Origin of the sequence: Clavibacter nebraskensis NCPPB 2581 (assembly GCF_000355695.1) — a bacterium.
Lineage (GTDB): Bacteria > Actinomycetota > Actinomycetes > Actinomycetales > Microbacteriaceae > Clavibacter > Clavibacter nebraskensis.
Window position 1 is genome coordinate 2,104,400 of record NC_020891.1, and the last position, 24,394, is coordinate 2,128,793.

General features: G+C 72.2%; 22 protein-coding genes. 6 read left to right on the top strand and 16 right to left on the bottom strand.

All coding sequences use genetic code 11. The features are described from left to right. Positions 1–83: 83 nt before the first annotated feature. From CMN_RS09890 to thyX, 3 genes are read right to left on the bottom strand one after another with little or no spacing between them, the layout of a single operon-like run. Complete coding sequence (locus CMN_RS09890) at positions 84–1,760, bottom strand: ribonuclease J (protein ID WP_015490670.1); 1,677 nt, start codon at positions 1,758–1,760, stop codon at positions 84–86. A gap of 59 nt (positions 1,761–1,819) precedes the next feature. Next, the gene (gene dapA / locus CMN_RS09895; protein WP_015490671.1) at positions 1,820–2,803 is read right to left on the bottom strand and encodes a 4-hydroxy-tetrahydrodipicolinate synthase; all 984 of its coding nucleotides are present in this window, start codon (positions 2,801–2,803) and stop codon (positions 1,820–1,822) included. 33 nt (positions 2,804–2,836) lie between these two features. Next, positions 2,837–3,628 (bottom strand): FAD-dependent thymidylate synthase, encoded by a 792-nt coding sequence (gene thyX / locus CMN_RS09900; RefSeq protein ID WP_015490672.1) that lies wholly within the window; start codon positions 3,626–3,628, stop codon positions 2,837–2,839. Positions 3,629–3,724: 96 nt separating this feature from the next. Between thyX and CMN_RS09905 the strand changes: the two genes are divergently transcribed. Further along, positions 3,725–4,645, top strand: coding sequence for a TIGR01777 family oxidoreductase (locus CMN_RS09905; protein ID WP_015490673.1), 921 nt, complete (start codon positions 3,725–3,727; stop codon positions 4,643–4,645). Positions 4,646–4,687: 42 nt separating this feature from the next. Here CMN_RS09905 and CMN_RS09910 read toward each other — a convergent pair whose 3' ends face one another. From CMN_RS09910 to CMN_RS09940, 7 genes are all read right to left on the bottom strand, one after another. After that, positions 4,688–5,137: a hypothetical protein gene (locus tag CMN_RS09910; protein ID WP_015490674.1), complete on the bottom strand. Its 450-nt coding sequence runs from the start codon at positions 5,135–5,137 to the stop codon at positions 4,688–4,690. Beyond that, on the bottom strand, positions 5,137–5,970 hold the full coding sequence (dapB, locus tag CMN_RS09915) for a 4-hydroxy-tetrahydrodipicolinate reductase (protein ID WP_015490675.1): 834 nt from the start codon (positions 5,968–5,970) through the stop codon (positions 5,137–5,139). Before dapB ends, CMN_RS09910 begins: the two co-directional genes overlap by 1 nt. A 58-nt stretch (positions 5,971–6,028) precedes the next feature. Beyond that, the gene (locus tag CMN_RS09920) at positions 6,029–6,631 is read right to left on the bottom strand and encodes a histidine phosphatase family protein (protein WP_015490676.1); all 603 of its coding nucleotides are present in this window, start codon (positions 6,629–6,631) and stop codon (positions 6,029–6,031) included. Positions 6,632–6,639: 8 nt separating this feature from the next. Next, positions 6,640–7,992, bottom strand: coding sequence for a M16 family metallopeptidase (locus CMN_RS09925; RefSeq protein WP_015490677.1), 1,353 nt, complete (start codon positions 7,990–7,992; stop codon positions 6,640–6,642). A 63-nt stretch (positions 7,993–8,055) separates the two neighbouring features. Continuing rightward, positions 8,056–8,604: a hypothetical protein gene (locus CMN_RS15330; RefSeq protein ID WP_227077673.1), complete on the bottom strand. Its 549-nt coding sequence runs from the start codon at positions 8,602–8,604 to the stop codon at positions 8,056–8,058. A gap of 350 nt (positions 8,605–8,954) precedes the next feature. Then, a complete protein-coding gene (locus CMN_RS09935; RefSeq protein WP_015490679.1) occupies positions 8,955–9,458 on the bottom strand; it encodes a hypothetical protein in 504 nt (167 codons plus the stop codon). Positions 9,459–9,665: 207 nt separating this feature from the next. Next, on the bottom strand, positions 9,666–10,805 hold the full coding sequence (locus tag CMN_RS09940; protein WP_015490680.1) for an aldo/keto reductase: 1,140 nt from the start codon (positions 10,803–10,805) through the stop codon (positions 9,666–9,668). Positions 10,806–11,205: 400 nt separating this feature from the next. Here CMN_RS09940 and CMN_RS09945 point away from each other — a divergent pair, with 400 nt between their 5' ends. Both CMN_RS09945 and CMN_RS09950 read left to right on the top strand, forming a co-directional pair. Beyond that, on the top strand, positions 11,206–11,736 hold the full coding sequence (locus CMN_RS09945) for a YbhB/YbcL family Raf kinase inhibitor-like protein (protein ID WP_015490681.1): 531 nt from the start codon (positions 11,206–11,208) through the stop codon (positions 11,734–11,736). A gap of 22 nt (positions 11,737–11,758) precedes the next feature. Continuing rightward, positions 11,759–12,136 carry a hypothetical protein gene (locus CMN_RS09950; protein ID WP_015490682.1) on the top strand — a complete coding sequence of 126 codons (378 nt, stop codon included), beginning with the start codon at positions 11,759–11,761 and terminating at the stop codon, positions 12,134–12,136. Positions 12,137–12,205: 69 nt separating this feature from the next. On the opposite strand, the gene CMN_RS09955 is transcribed toward CMN_RS09950, so the two are convergent. Together CMN_RS09955 and rpsO are read right to left on the bottom strand one after the other, a co-directional pair. Further along, positions 12,206–14,479, bottom strand: coding sequence for a polyribonucleotide nucleotidyltransferase (locus CMN_RS09955; RefSeq protein WP_015490683.1), 2,274 nt, complete (start codon positions 14,477–14,479; stop codon positions 12,206–12,208). 474 nt (positions 14,480–14,953) lie between these two features. After that, positions 14,954–15,223 (bottom strand): 30S ribosomal protein S15, encoded by a 270-nt coding sequence (rpsO, locus tag CMN_RS09960; protein ID WP_012038735.1) that lies wholly within the window; start codon positions 15,221–15,223, stop codon positions 14,954–14,956. A gap of 203 nt (positions 15,224–15,426) precedes the next feature. Between rpsO and CMN_RS09965 the strand changes: the two genes are divergently transcribed. Next, positions 15,427–16,779 (top strand): MFS transporter, encoded by a 1,353-nt coding sequence (locus tag CMN_RS09965; RefSeq protein ID WP_015490684.1) that lies wholly within the window; start codon positions 15,427–15,429, stop codon positions 16,777–16,779. Positions 16,780–16,858: 79 nt separating this feature from the next. Further along, on the top strand, positions 16,859–17,536 hold the full coding sequence (locus CMN_RS09970) for an HNH endonuclease family protein (protein WP_015490685.1): 678 nt from the start codon (positions 16,859–16,861) through the stop codon (positions 17,534–17,536). A gap of 246 nt (positions 17,537–17,782) precedes the next feature. Here the strand turns inward: CMN_RS09970 and CMN_RS09975 are convergent, their stop codons facing one another. The 3 genes from CMN_RS09975 to CMN_RS09985 all read right to left on the bottom strand — a co-directional run bounded on the left by CMN_RS09975 (position 17,783) and on the right by CMN_RS09985 (position 22,320). Next, positions 17,783–19,258, bottom strand: a complete 1,476-nt coding sequence (locus CMN_RS09975; protein WP_015490686.1) for a DASS family sodium-coupled anion symporter — start codon at positions 19,256–19,258, stop codon at positions 17,783–17,785. 191 nt (positions 19,259–19,449) lie between these two features. Beyond that, positions 19,450–21,726 carry a HelD family protein gene (locus CMN_RS09980; RefSeq protein ID WP_015490687.1) on the bottom strand — a complete coding sequence of 759 codons (2,277 nt, stop codon included), beginning with the start codon at positions 21,724–21,726 and terminating at the stop codon, positions 19,450–19,452. Between the two features lie 105 nt (positions 21,727–21,831). Further along, a complete protein-coding gene (locus tag CMN_RS09985) occupies positions 21,832–22,320 on the bottom strand; it encodes a VanZ family protein (protein ID WP_015490688.1) in 489 nt (162 codons plus the stop codon). A gap of 243 nt (positions 22,321–22,563) precedes the next feature. Between CMN_RS09985 and CMN_RS09990 the strand changes: the two genes are divergently transcribed. Further along, positions 22,564–23,817 (top strand): cobalamin-independent methionine synthase II family protein, encoded by a 1,254-nt coding sequence (locus CMN_RS09990; protein ID WP_015490689.1) that lies wholly within the window; start codon positions 22,564–22,566, stop codon positions 23,815–23,817. A 13-nt stretch (positions 23,818–23,830) separates the two neighbouring features. Here CMN_RS09990 and CMN_RS09995 read toward each other — a convergent pair whose 3' ends face one another. Beyond that, positions 23,831–24,394 (bottom strand): adenine phosphoribosyltransferase, encoded by a 564-nt coding sequence (locus CMN_RS09995; RefSeq protein ID WP_015490690.1) that lies wholly within the window; start codon positions 24,392–24,394, stop codon positions 23,831–23,833.

Consider the following 24,394-nt stretch of genomic DNA (forward strand, 5'->3'; position numbering starts at 1 on the left):
GCCACCGGCACGCGCGACGGAGGGGCGGGGTCTCTCCCCGCCCCTCCGGACGTGCAGCGCACCGGCTCCCGCCGACGGCCGCGCTACGCCTCGATGACCACCGGGATGATCATCGGACGGCGGCGGTGCGACGAGTTGACCCAGCGGCCGACCGTGCGGCGCACGACCTGCGAGTACGCGTGCGTGTCGCGCGTGCCGTTCGCCGCGGCCTCCGCGAGGGCCTTCACGACGAGCGGCTTGACGCTGTCGAAGACCCGCGAGTCCTCGGCGAAGCCGCGGGCCTCGATCTCCGGTCCGACCATGGCCTTGCCGGTCTGCGGCTCGACGACCACGAAGATCGTGACGAAGCCCTCCTCCGAGAGGATGCGGCGGTCCTTCAGGTCGGCGTCGGTGATCTCGCCCACGGTCGAGCCGTCGACGTACACGTACCCGACGTCGAGCTGGCCCGTGACGCGCACGTGCCCGTCCTTCATGTCGAGGACGGTGCCGTCCTCGGCGAGGAACGTGTTGCGCTCCGGCACGCCGGTCTGGATCGCCAGCTGCTGGTTCGCGACCAGGTGGCGGTACTCGCCGTGCACCGGCAGGACGTTGCGCGGCTTGAGGATGTTGTAGCAGTAGAGCAGCTCGCCGGCGGCCGCGTGGCCCGAGACGTGGACCTTCGCGTTGGCCTTGTGCACCACGTTGGCGCCGAGCTTCGTGAGCCCGTTGATCACGCGGTAGACGGCGTTCTCGTTGCCCGGGATGAGGCTCGACGCGAGGATGACGGTGTCGTCCTGCCCGATCTCGATCTGGTGCTCGAGGTTCGCCATGCGGCTGAGCACCGCCATCGGCTCGCCCTGCGACCCGGTGCTCATGTAGACGATCTCGTGGTCCGGCAGGTTGACGGCCTTCTTGGAGTCGATCAGGACCCCCTCCGGCACCTTCAGGTACCCGAGCTCGGCCGCGATGGTCATGTTGCGGATCATGGAGCGGCCGATGAACGCGACGCGGCGGCCGTTCGCGTGCGCCGCGTCGAGCACCTGCTGCACGCGGTGCACGTGGCTGGAGAAGCTCGCGACGATCACGCGGCGCGGGGCCTTCGAGATCACGGCGTCGAGCACGGGGCCGATGGAGCGCTCGGTGGGCGTGAAGCCTGGGACGTCGGCGTTGGTGGAGTCCGACATGAAGAGGTCGATGCCGGCCTCGCCGAGGCGCGCGAAGGCGCGGAGGTCCGTGATCCGGTCGTCGAGCGGCAGCTGGTCCATCTTGAAGTCGCCGGTGTGCAGCACGCGGCCCGCCTCGGTCGTGATGGCGACGGCCAGCGCATCCGGGATGGAGTGGTTGACGGCGACGAACTCGAGCTCGAACGGCCCGAGGCGCTCGCGGTCGCCCTCCTTCACCTGGAACGTGTACGGCGTGATCCGGTGCTCCTTGAGCTTCGCCTCGATGAGGGCGAGCGTGAGGCCGGAGCCGATCAGGGGGATGTCCTGCTTGAGCTTGAGGAGGTACGGCACGGCGCCGATGTGGTCCTCGTGGCCGTGCGTGAGGACGATGCCGACGACGTCGTCGAGGCGGTCCTCGATGGAGGAGAAGTCGGGGAGGATGAGGTCGACGCCCGGCTGGTGCTCCTCCGGGAAGAGCACGCCGCAGTCGACGACGAGGATCTTCCCGTCGATCTCGAACGTGGTCATGTTGCGACCGATCTCGCCGAGGCCGCCGATGGGCGTGATGCGCAGGGTGCCGGGCTTGAGCTCCGGCGGGTCGTAGACGCCGTGGGGCATGGGACTCCTCTGGTGACGATGCGGCCCGAGGGGCCGGCGGTGGATGCTCGGGGCGCGCGTCAGCGCGTGGTGCCGGCGACCTGCGGCAGCGCTCCGCCTGCGGCGGCGTTGCGGTCGGGGCGGAAGTTGCGGAAGTCGACGCCGGGGACGTCGCGGACGAGGTCGATCTCGTCCTCGATCTGCGCGGCCTCCCACTCCTCCGGCCCCACGAGGGGCAGGCGGACGCGGGGGCTGCCGATGCGGCCGAGGCCGTGGAGGATGTACTTCGCCGCGACCGTGCCGGGCACGTGGGTCATGACGGCGCGGACGAGCGGCTCGAGCTGCTGGTGGGCGTGCGTGGCGGCGGCGAGGTCGCCCGCGTTCACGGCGTCGACCATGGTGCGGTACGGGGTCGCGGTGACGTTGGCGGTGACGCCGATGAGGCCCGTGCCGCCGATCGCGAGGGTCGGCAGCGCATTCGCGTCGTCGCCCGCGAAGTACATGAGGCTGGTCTGGTTGAGCACGCGGCTGGCCTGCGCGAGGTCGCCCTTGGCGTCCTTCACGGCGAGGATGTTCGGGTGCTTCGCGGCGCGGAGGATCGTCTCGTACTGGATCGGGATGCCCGTGCGGCCGGGGATGTCGTAGAGGATGACCGGGAGGTCGGTCGCGTCCGCGATCATGCGGAAGTGCGTGAGGACGCCGGCCTGCGTGGGCTTGTTGTAGTACGGCGTGACGATCATGTTGCCGTCGGCGCCGGCCTTCTCGCTCTGGCGCGCGAGCTGCATGGCGTGGGCGGTCTCGTTGGATCCTCCGCCCGTGATGATCTTGGCGCGGCCCCCGCTCACGGAGCGGCCGACCTCGACGAGCTTGATCTTCTCGGGGTCGGTCAGCGTGCTGGTCTCGCCCGTGGTGCCGGTGACGACGATGCCGTCCGCGCCCGCGACGATGACGTCGTCCATGTGCTTCTCGACGCCCGCCCAGTCGACTTCGCCATCGGCGGTGAACGGGGTGACGAGCGCCACCAGGACCTGGCCGAACGGGTTCTCTGTGGACACGCGCTCCATCGTAACGGTCGGCGGTCGCCGGATCCCGGTGCGCTACGGGGCGACGCGGCCGTTCTTCTGGAACGCGGCGTGCGTCAACGGCATGAGCCGCTCGAACTCGGTCTCCATCTTCTCGGCGCACATCTCGATCTCGCGCTGCGGGAAGCTCGGGAACGTCGAGTCCTCGTGCTTGGTGCGCAGCGACAGGAAGTTCATGAGCGCACGCGCGTTGAGCGTGACGTACATCGACGAGTAGATGTTGAGCGGGAGCACGATGCGGGCGACCTCGCGCGCGACACCCTGCTCGAGCATCCGCTGGTAGGAGGCGTACGCCTCGGCGGAGGCGCGTCGAGTCTCCTCCTGCACGAGCGCGGTCTGCTCGGGGGTGCCGGCGTGAAACTCATAGGCGCCGGGCTTGCCGACCTGCACGAGGTTGCGCTCGGGGCCGGGGACGTAGAACACCGCGTCGAGCTCCTTGTAGCGGCCCGACTCCTCGTTGTAGGAGGCCATGCGGTGGCGCATGAACTCGCGGAACACGAAGATCGGCGCCTGCACGTAGAAGGTCATCGAGTTGTGCTCGAACGGCGAGCCGTGCCGGTCGCGCATGAGGTAGTTGATGAGGCCGCGGTCGCGCTTCACGCGCTTCTCCTCCGCCTCGGTGTCGACGTCGCCCTCGAGGGCGCGGTCCTGGCCGTCGGGCTCGTCGAGCGCGCGCTCGAGGGTCTTCTCGCCGGCGGTGGAGACGCGGGCGGCGAAGATCACGTCGGAGTCGTGGGCGCTCGAGCGGACGAGCTCCACGGTCATGTCGGATCGGAAGGCGATGTCGTCGTGGGGCACGACGGTCACTGTACGCGACCCCCGCCGGGCGACCGCGCCGCGCTCCTCCCGGGCGGCGTGCGGGGCCGCGTCCTAGGCTGAGCGGGACCGACGAAGGGCTCGACCATGTCCGACAGCACCGCATCCCCCGCTCCGCTCACCGTCCTCATCTCGGGAGCCGGGGGCACGATCGGCACCGAGCTGCAGGCCCAGCTGCATGCCGCCGGGCATCGCGTGCAGACGCTCGTGCGCCACGCGCCGTCCTCGGCGGACGAGCACGAATGGCAGCCGGCCGAGGGGAAGCTGGATCCCGCGGTGCTGGACGGTGTCGACGCCGTGGTCAACCTCTCGGGCGCCTCGATCAGCCGGCTGCCCTGGACAAAGCCGTACCAGGAGGAGATCCGCGCGTCGCGCGTCTCCGCCACGCGCACGATCGTCGGCGCGATCGCGTCGGCGGCGAACCCGCCCCGGGTGCTGCTGAACGGATCCGCCGTCGGCTTCTACGGCGACCGCCCCGCCGAGCGCCTCACCGAGGACTCGCCGCGCGGGCAGGGCTTCCTGGCGGAGGTCGTGGAGGCGTGGGAGGCCGAGGCATTCCAGACCTCCGCCGACGTGCGCGTCGCGACGCTGCGCACCGGGCTGGTGCTCGCGCAGGCCGGTGCGCTCGCGCCGCTGCGCCTCCTCACGAACCTCGGGCTGGCCGGGAAGCTCGGCACCGGCGGCCAGGTCTGGCCGTGGATCTCCCTCCGCGACGAGGCCGCCGCGATCGTGCACCTGCTGACGTCGTCCGTCTCCGGACCCGTGAACCTCACCGGTCCCGAGCCCGTGATGGCCGACCGTCTGATGCGGCACCTGGCGAAGCGCCTGCACCGGCCCTACCTGGTGCCGGCGCCCGAGTTCCTCATCCGGCTCGCGCTGCAGGAGGCCGGGCAGGAGCTGTTGCTCTCCAGCCAGCCCGCGCGTCCCGAGAAGCTGCTCGCCGACGGATTCGCGTTCCGCGACCCCACGGTCGAGTTGGCCATCGACCGGCTGCTCGCCACGAGCTGAGCTCGGCGGGGCTGCCGGAAGGTCGGTTCTGCGGCCGGTCGCCTAGGCGGCGGGCTCGGCGCGATGCAGCGCGATGGCGCGGCGGATGGCCCCGCGCGCCCGGCGCCGGTCCCCGCTCGCGTCGTACGCGAGCCCGAGGCGGAACCACGCGCGCCAGCTGGCGGGATCCCGCTCGACCTCGGCCTGGTACGCCGGGAACGCGGCGTCGGCCGCATCCCGGAGCGGACGGCCGCTCGCGCGGGTCGGCAGGTCGGCGACGGGCAGGCCGCCCTCCCCGTCGAGGATTCGCACCAGGCGCGCGCTCCGCACGCCGAAGGACAGCTCGCGCACGAGCGCCCACACGCCGACCAGCGGCAGGATGAGGAGCGCGAGCCCGAACACGACGCCGACGGGCTCGCCGGAGATCAGCAGCAGGACGGCGATCTGGCCGGCCAGCGCGAGGTACAGCACCATGAGCACCGCCATGACGGCGACGCCGATGCGCGTCCCCATCAGGCGCTCGTGACGGTGGCGGCCTGGCCGCTCGGCCCGCCGTCGTCCACGGGTCCCGACGCGGCACCGGCGGCTGCCGCCTGCGTGGCGCGCTCGCGCGAGCCGTCGAGGTCGATGAGGCGGTCGAGTCCGACGACCACGCCGCGGGCGGTGCGGGCCGCGCGGAGGGCGAGGAGGATCCCGGCCTCGTAGGCGCTCGGCGCGAGCGTGTCGTGGCTGATGGTGAGGACCTCGCCGTTGCCGCCGAAGACCACGTCCTGCTTGGCGACGACGCCCTGCATGCGGAGGCTGTGCACGGGGATGCTCGCCACCTGCTGGCCGCGCGCCCGCTGATCCGTGTGCGGCGCCTGCACCGGGCCGCGGGTGCCGCGCGCCTGCGACATGAGCTCGGCCGTGCGGACCGCGGTGCCCGACGGCGAGTCGATCTTGGACGCGCCGTGCGCCTCGACGATCTCGATGGAGTCGAAGAACCGGGCCGCCATCTGCGCGAACGAGGTCGCGAGGACGCTGCCGACGGAGAAGTTCGGGATGATGACGACGCCCACGGCGAGGTTGCCGGTGATCCGCCGCTCGAGCTCGGTGATGCGCTCGCCCGTCCAGCCGCTCGTGCCCACGAGGACGTTCATGCCGTGCGCGACCGCGTACTCGACGACGCCCTGGCTGACCGCCGGGAGCGTCACGTCGACCGCGATGTCCGCGCCGAGCATGTCCGACAGCTCGCCCTTGGAATCGAGGCTGGCGACGAGCTCGAACTCGTCGCTCGCCTCGACGATCTGCGAGATCAGCTGGCCCATGCGTCCCGTTGCGCCGACGACGGCGACCGTGGTTGTCATCCGCCCAGCGTACCGGCGCGCATGACCGCGACGCTGGGCAGCGGGCGCGCCGGTGGGGCTAGTACGGCTGCTGCTCCGGCAGGCCGGTGCGCAGCTCGACCGGGAGGTGCCCGAGGTCGTTGTGCACGACGAGCACGGGCGGCTTCGCCGAGCGCACGCGGATGATGGTGAGGCCGCAGTTGGCCTGGTTGATGCCCATCCATCGCCACTCGGGCGCGTCGAACACGTGCCGCACGAACCACGCGATGACGAAGTTGTGGGTGATGAGCAGATCGTGCCGGTCCTCGCGCGCCGGTGCCAGGAACTCGCTCACCGCGTCGGCCATCTGCGCGCTGCCGGCGTCGATCTCCTCCTCGGTGATCCCGCCGAAGAACGACTCGAACGCGTGCGGCATGTCGGGGGTGGGACCCGACGGGATGCAGTCGAACAGGAGCGACGACGGCTCCGGCTCGATGGCCGGCATGCGCTCCGCCATGATCGCGGCCGTCTCCTCGGCCCTGGCGAGCGGAGAGTGGCGCACCGTCGTGAACGGGACGCCGCTCAGCCGGTCGGCGATGCAGTGCGCCTGGCGCTTGCCGCGGCCCGACAGCGGGCCGTCCGGCAGTCCGTGCTCGGCGTCCTGCTGCTCGCCGTGGCGCACGAGGTAGATGTAGTGGGACACGGTTCCTCCTACAGGAGCGCGGGGGTCTCGAGCAGCGGGGCGAACGCGTCAGCGCCGACGGTGCCCACGGCGGCGATCGAGAGCGGTCGGGAGATCAGGTCGGCCGCGAGGGCGCGGACGTCGTCGGCGGTGACACGGGAGAGGCGGGAGAGCGTCTCGTCGAGGTCGACGTACTCGCCCGTCGTGATCTCCGACCGCCCGAGCCGCGACATGCGCGTGTCCGAGTCCTCGAGCGCGAGGGCGGACTGGCCGGAGAGCTGGCCGAACGCGCGCGCCAGCTCCTCCTCGGTCACGTGCTCCTCGGCGAGCTTCCGGAACTCCTCGACCATGAGGCGGGACACCTGCTCGGTCTTCGCGGCCGTGCATCCGGCGTAGAGGCCGAACACGCCCGCGTCCGAGTAGGAGGCGCCGAACGAGTAGACGGAGTACGCGAGGCCGCGCTTCTCGCGCACCTCCTGGAACAGGCGCGAGGACATGCCGCCGCCGAGCACCGAGTTGAGCATCGCGAGGGCGGGACGTCGGTCGTCGGACGCCGCGAGGCCGGGCACGCCGAGCAGGATGTTGGTCTGCTCGATGGGGCGGTCGACCACGACGAGGCCGCTGCCGCGCCTGATGACCGGGGAGGCGCCCGTGCGACGCGCGACCGGGTCGGCCGCGACGGAGAGGTCCCAGCCGGCGCGCTCGAGGCCGGTGGTGACCCGCGCGACGAGGGCGTCGTGATCCACGGAGCCCGCCGCCGTGACGACCAGGTCCTGCGGACGGTAGTTGCGGCGGTAGTGCGCGACGACGACGTCGCGCTCCGCGGCCTCGATGTCCGCGGGGCTGCCGCCGATGGGACGGCCGAGCGGGTGATCCCCCAGCACGGCCTCGAAGAAGCGCTCGCTGACGACGTCCCCCGGGTCGTCGTCAGCCATGGCGAGCTCCTCGAGGATGACCCCGCGCTCGGTCTCGAACTCCTCGGCGTCGATGAGGCTGGAGGTGACCATGTCGGCGAGCACGTCGACGGCCATGCCGAGGTCGCGATCCCGCACCTTGGCGTAGTAGCAGGTGTACTCCTTGGCGGTGACGGCGTTGTGCTCGCCGCCGACCGCGTCGAAGGAGACGGCGATGTCGAGCGCGGTGCGCGACGCGGTGCCCTTGAAGAGGAGGTGCTCCAGGAAGTGCGTGGATCCCAGGTCGCCCGGCTGCTCGTCGCGCGAGCCGACCGCGACCCACATGCCGATGGTGGCGCTGCGGCTGCCGGGGACGTCCTCGCTGAGGATGCGCACCCCCGACGGGAGGACCGAGCGCCGGACGCGAGCGCCCTCCGACTGCACGGTGAGCTCGGGGAGGTCGAGGGGGAGTTCTACGGCGCGGGACATCAGCGTCACCCTACGCCACGGGTCCGGCGGCGAGCCGGGGGCCGACGACGCGCGGCGGGGCCCTCAGGGGCATCCGGGTCCGGCGTCCCGCGTGCCGCACGCACCCCCGACCAGGACCGTCGAACCCTGGAGGACACGGATCGTCACGGGCCCCACCTGCACCGGCAGCGTGCCCGGGATCTGCTGCCACGCACCCCCGTCGAACCGGTAGCTGGGCGAATACGCGATCGTCAGAGCGACTTGCCGGTCACCGACGCTCGAGTACACGTGGCTCGTGTCCGTCGACGTGAAGTCCTGCTGCCCCAACTCCCGCCACGACGCCCCCGGACCCTGGACGGTGGTGCTCGTGCCGTCGCCGTGATCCCACGTGAACGCCACCGGCACGAACCGCACCTGCGCCGGCCGACCCAGCAACACCCCGTCGACCACCTGCACGGCAGCATCCGTGAACAGGTTCACCGGCGCCCCCACGATCGCCCACCCATTCGGCTGCGACCGGATCGACGCATCCCGCGGCACGAACTGCGCCACATCCGCCAACGACACCCCCTCAGTCGCGGGCGAGGCCGGCGCCGGATCGACGGGCTTCGCCGGCACCTTCGCGGGCGGCAAGAACGCATGCCTACCGTCCGCACACAGAGAGCCACCCGACAGTCGCGCACTCGGACTGCACGGCACGTCCACATCCGCCGCCATCCGCCCACGCGGCACCGGACGCGGCGACGCCGGACCTTGAGCATCCGGACGCTGTTTCTGTTCACTGTGACTCGGCTGTCCTCCATCTGAGGACACCAGCTGCTGCTCATGCGCGCTGATGGAGACCCCTCCGTCACCTATGAGACCGGAGGCGCACGGGCCGAAGGCACCGTACTTCGAAGAGCAGTCCTCACCTGATGCATGAGCGGCGGCGGCCGGTGCAGTGACGATTCCGATGACAAGAATCGGGGTGAGCGTCGCGATCGTCACCCGCATGCGTGGACATCCTCGTTCCGCACGATGTCGCTGATTCGCCAGAGTGAGTCTGGCGACTTGATCGCCTTCACCTGGAGCGAGCGGCGTGTGTCGTGCTGAGGAGTGATGTCCTTGCCATTCGCGTCGAGCAGCCGCAGGCCGCCGGTGTCCAGGCAGACCTGAGCCGTCATGTACTGGAGGCCCTCTGGATCCAGACCTCGATCGGTGACTTGAAAGCCGGAGGCGATCTCCTTACCGCTTTGGCGTTCCCCGGTTCGTCGTGCTTCAGCGAGCCCGGCCTTCTCGTTGTCGAGGACGTTCCCCGTCAAGAGCTCATCCAAGTCATCTTCTATGTCGGCATTCGCATCGAGGTCGACATATCTCGTCATCACGTCCCTGAATGCCTCGTCGTCCTGCTGGTCCTGCGACAAGGACGGGGTCAGGGTGGGCGCCGGCGCCGATGACGGTGCGCATCCGACCAACACCTGGCAAGAGGTGAGGACGGCAAGCATCATGGCGACTGCTCCCCCTCGTCGTCGCAGCGGAATGCGCGGTCGCTCGTGCAAGGTCGTCTCCCCCGGGCCGTACGGAACCCGCACGGACAAGCGGGCGCCACAGCGCCGGGCATCGCGGGTGCAGGAAAGGTAGCCGCAGGGACGCGAGCGCCACCCATGCCTTCCACATCGTGGGGAGCGATCACGGGCATGGAGCCCGGGGGACGACTACTCCGACGCGCGGTCGAGCCGGGCCACGTCGTGCCGCGAGAGCTGCACGTGGGCCGCCTGCACCAGGTCGTGCACCTGCTCCGGGCGGCTCGCGCTCGCGACGGGCGCGACGATGCCGGGCTTGGCGAGGAGCCATGCCAGCGCGATCGTCGCGACGCTCGTCGAGTGGTGGTCCGCGATCTCGTCGAGGGCGGCGAGCACGCGGAGCCCGCGCCGGGTCAGGTACTTCGCGGCCCGCGCCCCGCGGGCGCCCTCGCGCACCGAGTCGCGCGTGCGGTACTTCCCCGTCAGGAATCCGTTCGCGAGGGCGAAGTAGGGCATCACCGCGAGCTGCTGACCGCGGACGACGTCGAGGTACGCCGACTCGTAGGGCGCGCGGTTCACGAGGTTGTAGTGCGTCTGCAGGGCGACGAAGCGCGGGGCGTCGTACAGGCCGCCGATGATCCGGGCGTGCAGCAGCCGCTCGGCGGCGTAGTTCGACGCCGCCAGGTACCGGACCTTGCCCGACGCGATGAGGCGGCCCGCGGCCGCGAGGCTCTCCTCGAGCGGCACGTCGAGGTCGTCCCAGTGGAAGTAGAGGAGGTCGATGAAGTCGGTGCCGAGCCGTGACAGGCTCGCGTCGACGGCGCGCTCGATGCGGGATCCGCCGAGACCGGGAAAGTCCTCGCTCTTGCCGATCTTGGTGGCGACGACCATGGAGTCGCGGTTGCGGCGCTCGCGCATCCAGGAGCCGATCATGTGCTCGCTGCGGCCGCTCGCGTACGAGTCGGCGGTGTCGATGAAGTTGCCGCCCGCCTCCTGGTACCGGTCGAGGATCGCGGAGGTGTCCTCCGGGCCGGCCGTCCAGCCGAAGACGTTGCCGCCGAGTGCGAGCGGGAAGACGCGGAGGTCGGTGTCGCCGATGGCGCGCCGACGCGCCGGCTGCGGGACGGTCCCGCCGGTGCGCAGGCCGGGCTCCGCCGCGGAGGCTCCGAGGACGAGGGCGCCGGCAGCCTGGACGGTGGTCTCGACGAGCGTGCCGGGCAGGGACGTCGTGTCGCTCGGCCGCGGGCGACGCGGGACGAGCGATCCCCCGCGACGGCGGCGGGGCTGCGGTTCGGGAGCGACGTCGGAGGCGGAGGGAGAGGACGTCGTCACATCCCCGAGGATACCGCCCAGCAAGCGAAAGGTTTGCGCACCAAGGGACTGCGCGCGCCGTCGTTCGCCCCCGGGACATCGGCCGCTCGGCGACCGGCGGGAGCGGGCGGCACGACGGGGACGGCGCCGGAAGGGGTGCCGTGGATCCCCCGACCCCGGCACCCCTCGGCGGTCTGCATCCCCCGATGCGTCCCCCGGAGGCGGGCGGTCGCGTGGACCTGCCCGCACCGACCACGCTAACCAGCCATCCGCGTCCGGCCCCAGCCCCTCTTCGGGGGCCCCGGCGCCCGTGACCGGTCGCGGATCGGGCACGGACCGGCGTCGGGAGGGGATGCTTCCCGGCCGCACCCCCATCCACCGTGCGAGGCTGGGGAGGTCAGCACCACCGAGAGGAACGCCCGTGCCCAACGACCCACTGCACCGCCTGCCGGATGCCGCCCCCTTCCACCTCACCAGCCCCGACTTCGCCGACGGGGCACCGCTGCCCCAGTCGGCGCGCGGTGCCGCGCAGGGTGGCGAGGACCGCTCCCCCGCCCTCAACTGGACGGGCGCGCCCGCCGAGACCCGCAGCTACGTGCTCACCGCGTACGACCCCGATGCCCCCACCGGCAGCGGCTTCTGGCACTGGGCGGTGCGCGGGATCCCCGCATCCACCACGGCGCTGCCGGCCGGTGCGGGCGATCCGGACGCCGGCCTCCTCCCGGACGACGCCGTGACCCTGCACAACGACGCGCGGGCGACGGGCTTCTTCGGGGCGACGCCCCCGGCGGGCCACGGCACGCACCGCTACTACTTCACCGTCACCGCGCTCGACGTGGAGTCGCTGGACGTCCCGGACGGCGCGACCCCCGCGATGCTCGGCTTCCTGATGCTCCCCCACGTGATCGGGCGCGCCCAGCTCATGGGCACCGCGATCGACGTCGGGAACTGAGCCAGCGGATCGAGGCGACGACGTGACCGACGAGGGCGACCGACCGGCGGCGGGCGAGGGCGACGACGCCCGCGCCCGGCCTCGGCGGAAGCGCCTCGCGCTCGTCCTCCTGGTGGTCGCGGCCGTGCTCGCGGTCGCCGGGGTCGTCGCCGCGATCGTCCTGTCGCAGGGCGACGCCGAGCAGGTGACGCCCATACCGGCGACCGGCGAGCCCGGCACGACGCCCGACATCACGCCGTCGCCGACGCCGTCGCCACCGCCGCCTGCCCCTACCCCGGCGGACGAGCCGGCGCCGACGCCCGCGCCGAGCCCGTCCGCGGATCCGACCGCGGCCCCGTCCATCTCCGTGCCGCCCGCGCAGGACGTGCCGTACCCGACGGATCCGAACGACGGCAAGTAGCCCGCACACGACGGATGCCCGCCCCACCGAGGTGGGACGGGCATCCGTGTCGTGCGGGGTGCGTCGGGCCTAGCCCTCCGCGGGGAGCTCGGAGCCGTGGCTGGCGGCGTCGCGGCCCTCCTGATCGGCGGCCTCCTCCAGCACGGGAGCGAGCGACAGCTTGCCGCGGTCGTCGATCTTGGTGATCTCCACCAGGATCTTCTGGCCGACACCGAGGACGTCCTCCACGTTCTCGACGCGCTTGCCGCCGGCGAGCTTGCGGACCTCGCTGATGTGCAGCAGGCCGTCCTTGCCGGGGAGCAGCGAGACGAAGGCGCCGAACGTCGCGATCTTGACGACGGTGCCGAGGAAGGACTCGCCGACCTCGGGGTTCGTCGGGTTCGCGATGGCGTTAACCTGCGCACGCGCGGCCTCCGCCGACGGGCCGTCGACGGCGCCGATGTAGACGGTGCCGTCCTCCTCAATGGAGATGTCGGCGCCGGTCTCGTCCTGGATGGCGTTGATCGTCTTGCCCTTGGGGCCGATGAGCTCGCCGATCTTGTCGACGGGGATGTTGACCGAGATCACGCGGGGCGCGGTCGGGGCCATCTCGTCGGGGGCGTCGATGGCCTGGTTCAGCACGCCGAGGATGGCCGTGCGGGCCTCCTTCGCCTGCTTGAGCGCGCCGTCGAGGACCGACGTGGGGATGCCGTCGAGCTTCGTGTCCAGCTGGATGGCCGTGACGAACTCGGACGTGCCCGCGGCCTTGAAGTCCATGTCGCCGAGCGCGTCCTCCGCACCGAGGATGTCGGTGAGGGCCGCGTAGCGGACCTGGCCGTCGACCGTGTCGGACACGAGGCCCATGGCGATGCCGGCGACGGGCGCGCGCAGCGGCACACCCGCGTTCAGCAGCGACAGGGTCGAGGCGCAGACGGAGCCCATCGACGTGGATCCGTTGGACCCGAGGGCCTCGGACACCTGGCGGATCGCGTAGGGGAAGTCCTCGCGGCTCGGCAGCACCGGCACGAGGGCGCGCTCGGCGAGGAAGCCGTGCCCGATCTCGCGACGCTTCGGCGACCCGACACGACCGGTCTCGCCGGTGGAGTAGGGCGGGAAGTTGTAGTGGTGCAGGTAGCGCTTCTTCGTGATGGGGCTCAGCGAGTCGATCTGCTGCTCCATCTTGAGCATGTTCAGCGTGGTGACGCCCAGGATCTGGGTCTCGCCGCGCTGGAAGATGGCCGACCCGTGGACGCGCGGGATGACCTGCACCTCGGCGTCGAGCGGGCGGATGTCGGCGAGGCCGCGGCCGTCCATGCGGATGCCGTCGCGGAGGATCCGGCCGCGGACGACCGTCTTGGTCACGGACTTGTACGCCGCGGAGAACTCGGTGAGCGCCGACTGCGGCAGCTCGCCGGCCTCGACCTTGGCGGCCACGGCGTCCTTGGTGCGGGTCTTGAGGACGTCGTCCGCGTCCTGGCGCTCGATCTTGTCGGCGATCTGGTACACGGTGCCGAGCTCGTCGAGGGCGAGAGCCGAGACGGCGTCGTAGGTCTCCTGCGCGTACGGCAGGAAGACGGGGTAGTCGACCGTGGGCTTCGCGGCCTGCTGCGCGAGGGAGGCCTGCGCGGCGACGAGCTGCTGGATGAACGGCTTCGCGGCCTCGAGGCCCTGCGCGACGATGGCCTCGTCGGGCTTCGTGGCGCCGCCCTGGATGAGGTCCCAGGCACCCTCGGTGGCCTCGGCCTCGACCATCATGATCGCGACGTCCTCGTTGCCCTGGGCGTCGGTGACGACGCGGCCGGCGACGGTGATGTCGAACACGGCCTCCTTGAGCTGCGAGTGCTTCGGGAAGACGACCCACTGGTCGCCGATGAGCGCGAGGCGCACACCCGCGATGGGGCCGGAGAACGGGATGCCCGAGAGCATGCTCGAGGCGCTCGCCGCGTTGATGGCGAGGCTGTCGTAGAACTCGTCCGGCGCGATGCTGAGGACGGTGATGACGACCTGGACCTCGTTGCGGAGGCCCGTGATGAACGACGGGCGCAGCGGCCGGTCGATGAGGCGGCAGACGAGGATCGCCTCGGTGGAGGGGCGGCCCTCACGGCGGAAGAACGAGCCGGGGATCTTGCCCGCGGCGTAGCTGCGCTCCTCGACGTCGATGGTCAGGGGGAAGAAGTCGAAGTTGTCCTTCGGGTGCTTGCCCACCGAGGTGGCGGACAGCAGCATGGTGTCCTCGTCGAGGTACGCGGCGACCGCGCCCTGCGCCTGCTGCGCGAGGCGGCCGGCCTCGAACCGGACCGTGCGCGTTCCGTACTTGCCATTGTCGAGGACTGCCTCGGCGAACTTGATCTCTGGACCTTCCATTGAGGTCTCTCTCCTTCGTGTTGCGCCTCTCGGCGACGCCCGTCGGGCGCTCGTCCTGCATCCCGTGTGGATGCGGACCTCCTACGACAGAGGAGGAGCGGGCGAGGCGACACCACGGCGCCCGCGTGATGCGGATCCCGGGTGCACGTGCGCGGCTGGTTCCGCTCCCCGGCCGGTGGCCGACGGCGGCGGGCGCATGTCTGGCCATCAGTGGGAATGCTCCGAGCGACTCGGAATACCACCACCAACGACCAGCTCCTGCCGGCCAGCCCCATCTGTCGTGATCTCATCGTGACGCTGGGCGTCCGCTGGATCACTTCGGCCATGGTAGCACCCGGCCCCTCGCGGGCCCGGGAGGACGGGCGGCGCCGGGTGTCGGTCGGGGGTCGATCCCGTAAACGGCGACGAGCCGCCACCCCGGAGGGCGACGGCTCGTCGGTTCGTCGTGATGCGATCAGCGACGCGTGGTGCGTGTCAGCGGCGGATGCCCAGGCGCGCGATCAGGGCGCGGTAGCGCTCGATGTCGACGTTGGACAGGTAGCCGAGGAGACGACGACGCTGGCCGACCAGGAGGAGCAGGCCACGACGCGTGTGGTGGTCGTGCTTGTGCTCCTTGAGGTGCTCGGTGAGGCCCGTGATCCGCTTGGTGAGGAGCGCGATCTGCACCTCGGGGGATCCGGTGTCACCGGGGTGGGTCGCGTACTCGTCGATGATCGCCTTCTTGACGTCTGCTTCCAGAGCCATGTGATGATCCCCTCTCGTGTTCGTTGCGCGGCGCCCGTCACAGGATGTGCGAGCTCTCTTGATCCGCGGCCGTTCAGACGGCAACCGCACGAGCATAGCAGGAGGGGCGGGTCGCTCCCGCGGGCGGACGGCCTCGGGAGCGGGCGGCGTCGGCGGACTCGGCTAGCGTGGAAATCCACTCTAGAGAGACGACGCAGCGACACGTGAGCACCCCGCCCGAGACCTCCCCCATCCCGATCCCCGACGAGCGGCAGGTGCGCGGCAGCCACTTCGTCGACCTGTCGCCGCTGAAGGAGAGCCCCGCGTTCGCGCGGCTCTGGGCGGGCAACGCGATCGCGGGCATCGGCAGCCAGATGACGGTCGTGGCCATCGGGCTGCACGTGTACGAGCTGACGGGATCCACCGGATCGGTCGCGCTCGTGGGCGTGCTGTCGCTGCTGCCGATGATCCTCGCGGGGCTCTACGGCGGCATGCTCGCCGACGCGTTCGACCGGCGGAAGGTCGCGCTCATCGCGTCGTGCGTGGCGTGGGGGTCGACCATCGTGCTGGCGGCGCTCGCGTGGACGCACGCGGAGACGGTGGGGTCGCTCTACGCGCTGAGCATCCTCAACGCGGTCGCGGCGACGGTGATCGGGACGAGCCGGCAGGCGATCCTCCCCCGTATCCTCCCGCCGCACCTGCTGCCCGCGGCCAGCGCGCTGGGCGGGATCAGCCTCGGCGTGATGGTCACGGTGGGGCCGGCGCTCGCGGGCGTGCTCGTGGCGTCGGTCGGGTTCCAGTGGACCTACACGGTCGACGCCGTGCTCTTCCTCGCGGCGTTCACGGGCGTGCTCGCGCTGCCGCGGATCGCGCCCGAGGGCGAGGTGCAGCGGCCGGGGCTGGCGTCCATCAAGTACGGGCTGGGGTTCCTGAGGACGGCGCCGAACATCCGCATGTCCTTCATCGTCGACATCATCGCCATGACCTTCGGGCAGCCGCGTGTGCTGTTCCCGGCGGCGGGCGCCGTCGTGCTCGGCGGCGGGCCGGTGACGGTGGGGATCCTCACGGCCGCCGGCGCCGTCGGCAGCCTGGTGAGCAGCGTGCTGAGCGGATCCGTCGGCCGGGTCACGCGGCACGGCCGGGCCATCCGCTGGGCCATCGTCGCGTACGGGCTCTCCACCGCGGGCTTCGGCCTCGTCCTGCTGCTCGCCTCGAAGCCGGGCGTGCTGCACGGCATCGGCTCGCGGATCGAGGACGCGAGCGTGCCCGGCATCGTCGCCGCCTCCGTGCTGCTGGCCTGCACGGGCGCGGCCGACAACATCTCCTCGATCTTCCGCAACACCATGCTGCAGACCGCGGTGCCGGACAACATGCGCGGGCGACTACAGGGCATCTTCATCGTCGTGGTGACGGGCGGGCCGCGGCTCGGCGACGCGTACATCGGCATCGTCACGCTGTTCGCGGCGCTGTGGGTGCCGTCGCTCGTGGGCGGGCTGCTGATCGCGGTGGTGGTGTGGGTCCTCATCCGCGCGCTGCCGTCGTTCGAGCGGTACGACTCCCGGAACCCGACGCCGTGACGCGGAGACGACGGCGGAGGACGCCCGTGCTCGTGACGCTCGCGGCGCTCGTGCTCGTGATCGTCGCGGGCCTCGTGCAGTGGCGCGGCGATCCGGGGCCGGATCGGGCGCGGCCGGCGGCGTCGCGTCGGGGCCGGGCGCGGAGCCGGGCTCCACCGGATCCGCGCGGCTCGCCCTCGACGGGCTCGAGGTGCGGAGGGAGGAGCGCGTGCCCGGCTACGACCGCGAGTCCTTCGCCTGGCGCACGGATGTCGACCGCAACGGCTGCGACACCCGCAACGACGTGCTGCGGCGCGACCTCGCCGACGCGGAGATCCGCGGCGGCACGCGCGGCTGCGTCGTGCAGGCGGGCGTGCTGGAGGATCCGTACTCGGGGGCGCGCGTGTCGTTCGACCGGTCGCGGGATCCGGAGGCCGTGCAGATCGACCACGTCGTGTCGCTGTCGGACGCGTGGTCGGCCGGCGCGTGGCGCTGGGACGCGGACTACCGCGCCGCGTTCGCCAACGACCCGCTGGAGCTGGTCGCCGCGTCCGCCGCCGAGAACAACGCGAAGTCCGACGCGACGGCCGACGCATGGCTGCCCGCGGATCCGGCCGAGGCGTGCGCGCTCGTCGTGCGACAGGTGTCGATCAAGGTGCGCACCGAGCTCAGCGTGACGCGGGCCGAGCACGACGCGATGGCGCGCGTGCTCGACGGGTGCGGGGACGTGCCGCTCCTCAGCTCCGACGACGTGGGCTGGCCGGCGCCGGTGCGCTGACGTCCGGCGCACGGGATCGCGAGCACAGGGAGCCGTCACCTGGCCGGCCGATCCGTTCGCGCGCCCGGTCCGAACACACTGCGATGCGCCGGACCATTAGAGACGCGATGCACAACGGGTCCGGATGTCATGGGGAGAGCGGTCGCACGGACGGCGCACGGAGAGGGGTCTCGGCGCCGGGACCACGACCGCAGGGCCGACCCGTCATCGGGTCGGCCCATCTCCCCGCCCCGGCCGATCCGCGGCTCAGGCGAGGAGGCCGAGCACGCCCATCCACGCGGTGCCGACGACGCCCCAGATGACAATGAGAACGACCGCCATCACGAAGCCGACGCGGAACCACTCCCTCGTCGTGACGTAGCCGGATCCGAAGACCACGCCGGACGGCCCCGACGCGTAGTGCGAGATGCCGCCGAACAGGTTGCCGATGAAGCCGAGCACGAGCGCGGCGAACAGCGGCGGCGTGCCGGTCGCGACCGCGGCGCCGAGGAACACCGCGTACATCGCGACGATGTGCGCCGTGTTCGACGCGAACAGGTAGTGCGAGAAGAAGTAGACGAGCGCGAGCACGGCGAAGGCCCACGGCCAGGGCAGGCCGCCGACGGATCCGGAGACGGCGCCGCCCACCAGGTCGATGACGCCGAGCGCGTCGAGCTGGTCGGCCATGCCGACGAGCACCGCGAAGAAGATGAGCGTCGACCAGGCCGAGGCATTGGCGGCGAGGTGCGACCACTTGAGGACGCCCGTGACGAGCAGCACCGCGATGCCCCCGAAAGCCGCGGCTGTCGCGGGGATGCCGAACAGGGATCCGCCGCACCAGAGCACGAGCAGCAGCACGAAGGTCCCCGCCATGATGCGCTCGTGGCCCGACAGCGGCCCGAGCCCCCGCAGCTCCTCGCGCGCGTGCGCCGGCGCCTCGGGCGTGCGGGTGAGCGTGGGCGGGTAGACGCGCGACATCGCCCACGGCACGACGACCAGGCTGAGGAGGCCCGGCACGAGCGCCGCGAGCGCCCAGCCGCCCCAGGTGACCTCGATGCCGAGGTCGGCCGCCGCCTTCTGCGCGACGGGGTTGCCGGCCATCGCCGTGACGAACATCGCGGAGGTGACGGTGTTGACCTGCACGCTCGTGAGCGCCAGGTAGGAGCCGAGGCGGCGTCGCGACCCGTCCGAATCGGGGCTGGAGCCCTGGACCCGGCTGAGCGACGCGACGATCGGGTAGACGACGCCACCCGCCCGCGCGGTGTTCGACGGCGTCGCGGGCGCGAGCACCAGGTCGGTGAGCGCCATGCCGTAGGCGAGGCCGAGGCTCGATCCGCCGAGCCGCGACACGAACGCGAGCGCGATGCGGCGGCCGAGGCCCGTGACGAGGAAGCCGTCGGCGATGAAGAACGACGCGACGATGAGCCAGATGGTGGGGTTCGCGAAGCCGACGAGCGCCTCGCCGTCCGTGGTCATGGTGCCGGTGAGCATCGCGACCGCGAGGCCGACCAGGGCGACGGGCGCGGTGGGCAGCGGCTGGAGGATCAGGGCGAGGACCGTGCCGACGAAGATCCCGGCCATGTGCATGCCGCGCGGGTCGACCCCGGCGGGCGGCGGGACGAGGGCGATGCCGACCGCGACGGCCACGATGACGACGACCTGGATGATCCGCGAGCGGCGGGCACGACGGGCGGCCGCGGAGGCGGAGGCGTCGGGTGCTGCCGGGGTGGCGACCGTGGCCACGCCCTCAGGCGCCGGATCCGCCTCGTCCCGCGGCGCTCCTCCGGGACCCGGATCCGTCCCGGTGCCGGATGCGGACGAGGGGCCGGAGGATGCAGGAGGAGGGGTCATGACCGGCCCATCCTCCGCGCGTGCGGGGTCCGGTGCCACTTGTCTTCATAGTGTTCACGAGGCGCCGGACGGCGGGCGGCGGATCAGGCGGAGAAGCCCGTCGAGGTGACGATGTGCAGGCGCTGCGTGGGCCGCGTCATCGCGACGTAGAGGCCGGCCGCCCCGCGCGACGTGTGCGCGAGGATCTCGTCCGGCTCGGCGATCACGACGACGTCGAACTCGAGGCCCTTGGCCTCCTGCGAGCCGAGCACGGCGATGGGCCGACCGAGCCCGCCGACGCCGATGCCGACCGCGGATCCGAACCGCTCGGCGAGCGCGCGGTGCAGACCCTCCACCCGGTCGTCGCGGGCGATGACGGCGAGCGTGCCCGCCTCGTCGCCCTCGCGCTCCTCGTCGACGACGTCGACCACGGCGGACACGACCTCGTCGGCCGCCACCTCGACGGTGTCGATGGGGTGCTCGCCTTCGCGGACGGCTCGGGAGCGGGTGACCGGGAGGCCGTGCGCGATGGCCATGCGCTCGGCGGCCTCGGCGATCCGGGCGGGCGTGCGGTAGTTGACGGTGAGCTCCTCGAGGCGCCACTCTCGGCCGAGCACCGGCCCGAGCGCGTCCTGCCAGCTGGTGACGCCCACGGCCGAGCTGGCCTGCGCGACGTCGCCGACGATCGTGAACGAGCGCAGCGGGCAGCGGCGGAGGAGCACGCGCCACTGCATGGGGCTGAGCTCCTGCGCCTCGTCGACCACGATGTGGCCGTAGGTCCAGGTGCGGTCGGATGCGGCGCGCTCGGCGGTCGTGCGCCGCGCGGCCTGCTCGGCGAAGCCCTCCGCGAGGCGCTCGGCGGAGACGATGCCGCCAACGCCCATGTTCTCGATGGCCTGCTCGGCGTTCTCGATGTCGCGGAGGCGCTGCTGCTCGCGCTCGCGCGCACTCGCGTCGGCCTGCGCGCTGAACTCGCCGAGGAGCTGGGCGGCCTCGTCGAGGAGCGGCACGTCGGCGATGGTGAACGGCGCGTCGCGGTCGCGGCGGAGGAGCGCGCGCTTCTCCGGGCTCCACCGCGGGGTGAGCGAGGCGAGCCAGTTCGGGCGCGCATAGAGGTCCTGGATCAGCTTCTCGGGGGTGAGCGGCAACCACGCGGTGTTGAGCGCGACCTTCACGTCGTAGGAGGTGCGGAGGTCCTCGCGGAGCATCGCGAGGTCGCTGTCGTCGAGGGCGCTGCCGTTGCGGCGCATCTGCGAGGCGAGGAGCTGCGCGAGGGATCCGAGCGCGGCCTTGTTGAAGACGACGCGCGCCTCGTTGTGCGGCTTCCGGCTGTCCTGCGCGCGGCGGAGCGCGTTCGCGACGAGCGACGGCTCGAGCACGATGCGCTCGCCGTTGACGTCGAGCGTGACGGCCTCGGTGGGCACGACCTGGCGCGAGCGGACGGCGCGCTGCAGGAGGCCGGCCATCTCGGCGGATCCCTTGACGGCCGCGACCTCGGGCGCGTCCTCGCCGGCCGCGTCGATGCCCGGGTACAGCTGGCCGACGCTCGCGAGCACGACGCCCGTCTCACCGAGGGACGGCAGCACGGCCTCGATGTACTGGAGGAAGGAGCGGCTCGGCCCCACGACGAGCACGCCCGAGGACGCGAGCCGGTCGCGGTGCGAGTAGAGGAGGTACGCCGCGCGGTGCAGCGCGACCGCGGTCTTGCCGGTGCCGGGGCCGCCCTGGACGACGAGGACGCCGCGGAGGTCGGAGCGGATGATGCGGTCCTGCTCGGCCTGGATGGTGGCGACGATGTCGTTCATCCGGCCGGTGCGTCCCGCGGCGAGCGCGGCGAGCAGCGCGCCCTCGCCCTGGAGGCTGGTGCGGCCCTCGTCGAGGAGCGTGGGATCGAAGACCTCGTCCTCCACGTGCACGACCTCGCGGCCGTGCGTGGTGAGGTGGCGGCGGGCCCGGGCGCCGAGCGGGGTCGCGGCGGTGGCCTGGTAGAAGGCGCTCGCCTGCGGCACGCGCCAGTCGAGGAGGAGCGGCTGGAGGTCGTCGTCGCGGAGGCCGATGCGGCCGATGTACCGGTAGACGGGATCCCCGTCGCCGACGGCCCGCGCCGGGGCGCCGTCGCGCGGCTCGTCCTCCGGCAGGTGCCCGTCCTCGAACTCGAGCCGCCCGAAGACGAGGCGCTCGTCGACCTCGCGGAGCGCCTGCAGGCGGTCCTCGTAGATGCGGGCGAACGCGTCGCGCTCGGAGCGGTTCTGGTGCGTGCCGCCCGTGGGGCTGTCGCGCACCGCGGTCAGCTGATCCCGGGTCTCCGCCCGCACCGCGTCGAGTCGCCCGTAGAGGCGGGTGACGTACGCCCGCTCGCGATCCAGCTCCGTACCGGTCACCTGCACACCCCTTGGAATTCCGGCGTCAATCCTATCGAGCCGCGGGGGCGCCGACTGACCGCGGGCGCCGCGCCCGACGGCGTCGGCGCGGAGCCCGCGCGGGCGTCAGCGGCGCGTGCCGACCAGGCACTGCGGGCCCGTCGCGGCGGGCAGCGGGCGTCGGCGGAGCGCGCGGCGGCGGGCGTTCTCGGAGCGGGCCGTGAGGATCAGGACGAGCACGACGCCGAGCAGCGCGCCCAGGCCGTTGTGCACGATGTCGCGGACGTCGGAGACGCGCGTGGGCAGGAACATCTGCGCGGTCTCGATGAGCGCCGAGAGGCCGACGCCGAGCGCGATGGCGAGCCACCAGCGGGATCGGCCGAGCAGCAGCACCAGGAACATGCCGACGGGCAGGAACATCGCGACGTTCGCGGCGCCCTCGACGGAGGAGTACGTGATCCACGACGTGCCGTCGTGCCGGTGGAGGGCGCGGAGGGCGCGGAAGAGGTAGCCGTCGATGCGATGGTCGTAGGGCTCCGGCGACAGCGTGATCCACGCGACCAGGCCGAGGTACAGGGCCGTGGCGGTTCCGAGGACGGGATGGCGGAGGAGCATCCGCCCATCATCCGGGCCGGCCCCTGTGCGTCGGATCCGCCGGAGGTGCCGGTTCCGTGACGCCCTGTTGCGGCGGACCCGTCCTCGGGGATGACCCGATGGGAACATGTGCGTGCAGCGCATCCCGCGAAGCCTCGCGTCCCACCCGCATCCGCGGCCGGACACCGCCTGCGATCAGTTCCCGCTCGCCGCGGGCGGTCGTGCGAGGCCGCCCGACGGCACGAGAGACCCGCGGAGGTCCCCATGCTCGACAGCACCGACCGGATCCCGACGTCCCACGCCGGCAGCCTGCCGCGGACGGACGCGCTCATCGCCGCCAACGCGGCGCGCGCCGACAGCAGGAAGGCCGCGATCTCGGGCGGCGACGCGTCGCCCGCGTCGGCCCCGGCCGACGACGGCCTCGACGCCGTGCTCGCCGACGCGGTCGACGGCCTCGTCGCCCGCCAGCGCGAGGTCGGGATCACCGTCCCCGGCGACGGCGAGTACGGCAAGGCCATGTCGAGCGCCATCGACTACGGCGCCTGGTGGTCGTACTCGTTCCAGCGCCTCAGCGGGCTCGAGCTGGTGCCCGGCGGCCCCTTCTCCTCGGAGCCCGTCCGCAGCTCGCCGGGGAACGTGCGGCTCACGACCTTCCCCGACCGCCGCGACTGGACGATCTTCGCCGACGCGTATCGCGACCCGTCGAGCGGCATCACGGTCGGCGAGGCCCCCGTCGAGTTCCCGAGCGCCACGGGGCCCGTCTCCTACACGGGGCACGCCGCGATCCAGGCCGACATCGCGCACCTGAAGGCCGGGTTGGAGGCGAACGGGTACGAGGAGGGCTTCCTCACCTCCCTCTCCCCCGGCAGCGCATCGCGCATCGGCAACCTGCACTACGCGACCGAGGAGGAGTTCATCTGGGCGTGCGCCGACGCGATGCGCGAGGAGTACGTCGCCATCATCGACGCAGGGCTCGTGCTGCAGATCGACGACCCGTCCATCGCGGAGAACTGGGACCAGATCAACCCGGAGCCGAGCGTGGAGGACTACGTGGCGTTCACGCGGATCCGGGTGGAGGCGCTCAACCACGCGCTGCGCGGGCTGCCGCAGGAGAGGATCCGCTTCCACCTCTGTTGGGGCTCGTGGCACGGGCCGCACACGACCGACATCGAGTTCCGGCACATCGTGCGGACGATGCTCGACATCGACGCCGGCGCCTACTCGTTCGAGGGCGCGAACGCGCGGCACGAGCACGAGTGGCGCGTGTGGGAGGACGTGGAGCTGCCCGACGGCAAGCTCATCGTGCCGGGAGTCGTCGGGCACGCGACGAACGTGGTCGAGCACCCGGAGCTCGTGGCCGACCGCATCGAGCGCTACGCGCGGCTCGTGGGCCGGGAGCGCGTGATCGCGTCGACGGACTGCGGGCTCGGCGGACGGATCCACCCGCAGATCGCGTGGGCGAAGCTCGAGAGCCTGGCGCAGGGCGCGGAGATCGCGACCCGGCGGCTCTGGAGCTGACCGCGCTGACCCCTCAGAGCGAGAGGATCGCGTGCACCTCGTGGCCGGCGAGGCGCGCGCGGCCGCCGAGGTCCGCGAGCTCCAGCACCACGCCGATCCCGGCGACCTCGTAGCCGGCACGCTCCAGCAGGCGGGCGGCGGCCTCGAGGGTGCCGCCGGTCGCGAGCACGTCGTCGAGGAGCAGCACGCGGGATCCGGGCGCGAGCTGGCCCGGGTGCAGCTCGATGGCCGCCTCGCCGTACTCGAGCGCGTAGGTCTCGCGGAGCACCTCGCCCGGCAGCTTGCCGGCCTTGCGGACCGCGAGCGTGCCGACGCCGGACGCGTACGCGGCGGCGGCCGCGAGGAGGAAGCCGCGCGCCTCGACGCCCGCGACGGCGTCGACGGGGCCGCCGGCTGCCACCAGGTCGTCGACCACGGCGTGGAGGCCGGCGCCGTCGGCCAGGACGGGCGTGAGGTCGCGGAAGAGGATCCCCGGCTGCGGGAAGTCGGGGACGGTGAGCAGCAGGGAGCGGACGAGGTCGGATGCGGGGGTCTCGGGCACCCGACCACGGTAGTCGGTGGGCGGGCGGCGGTCCAT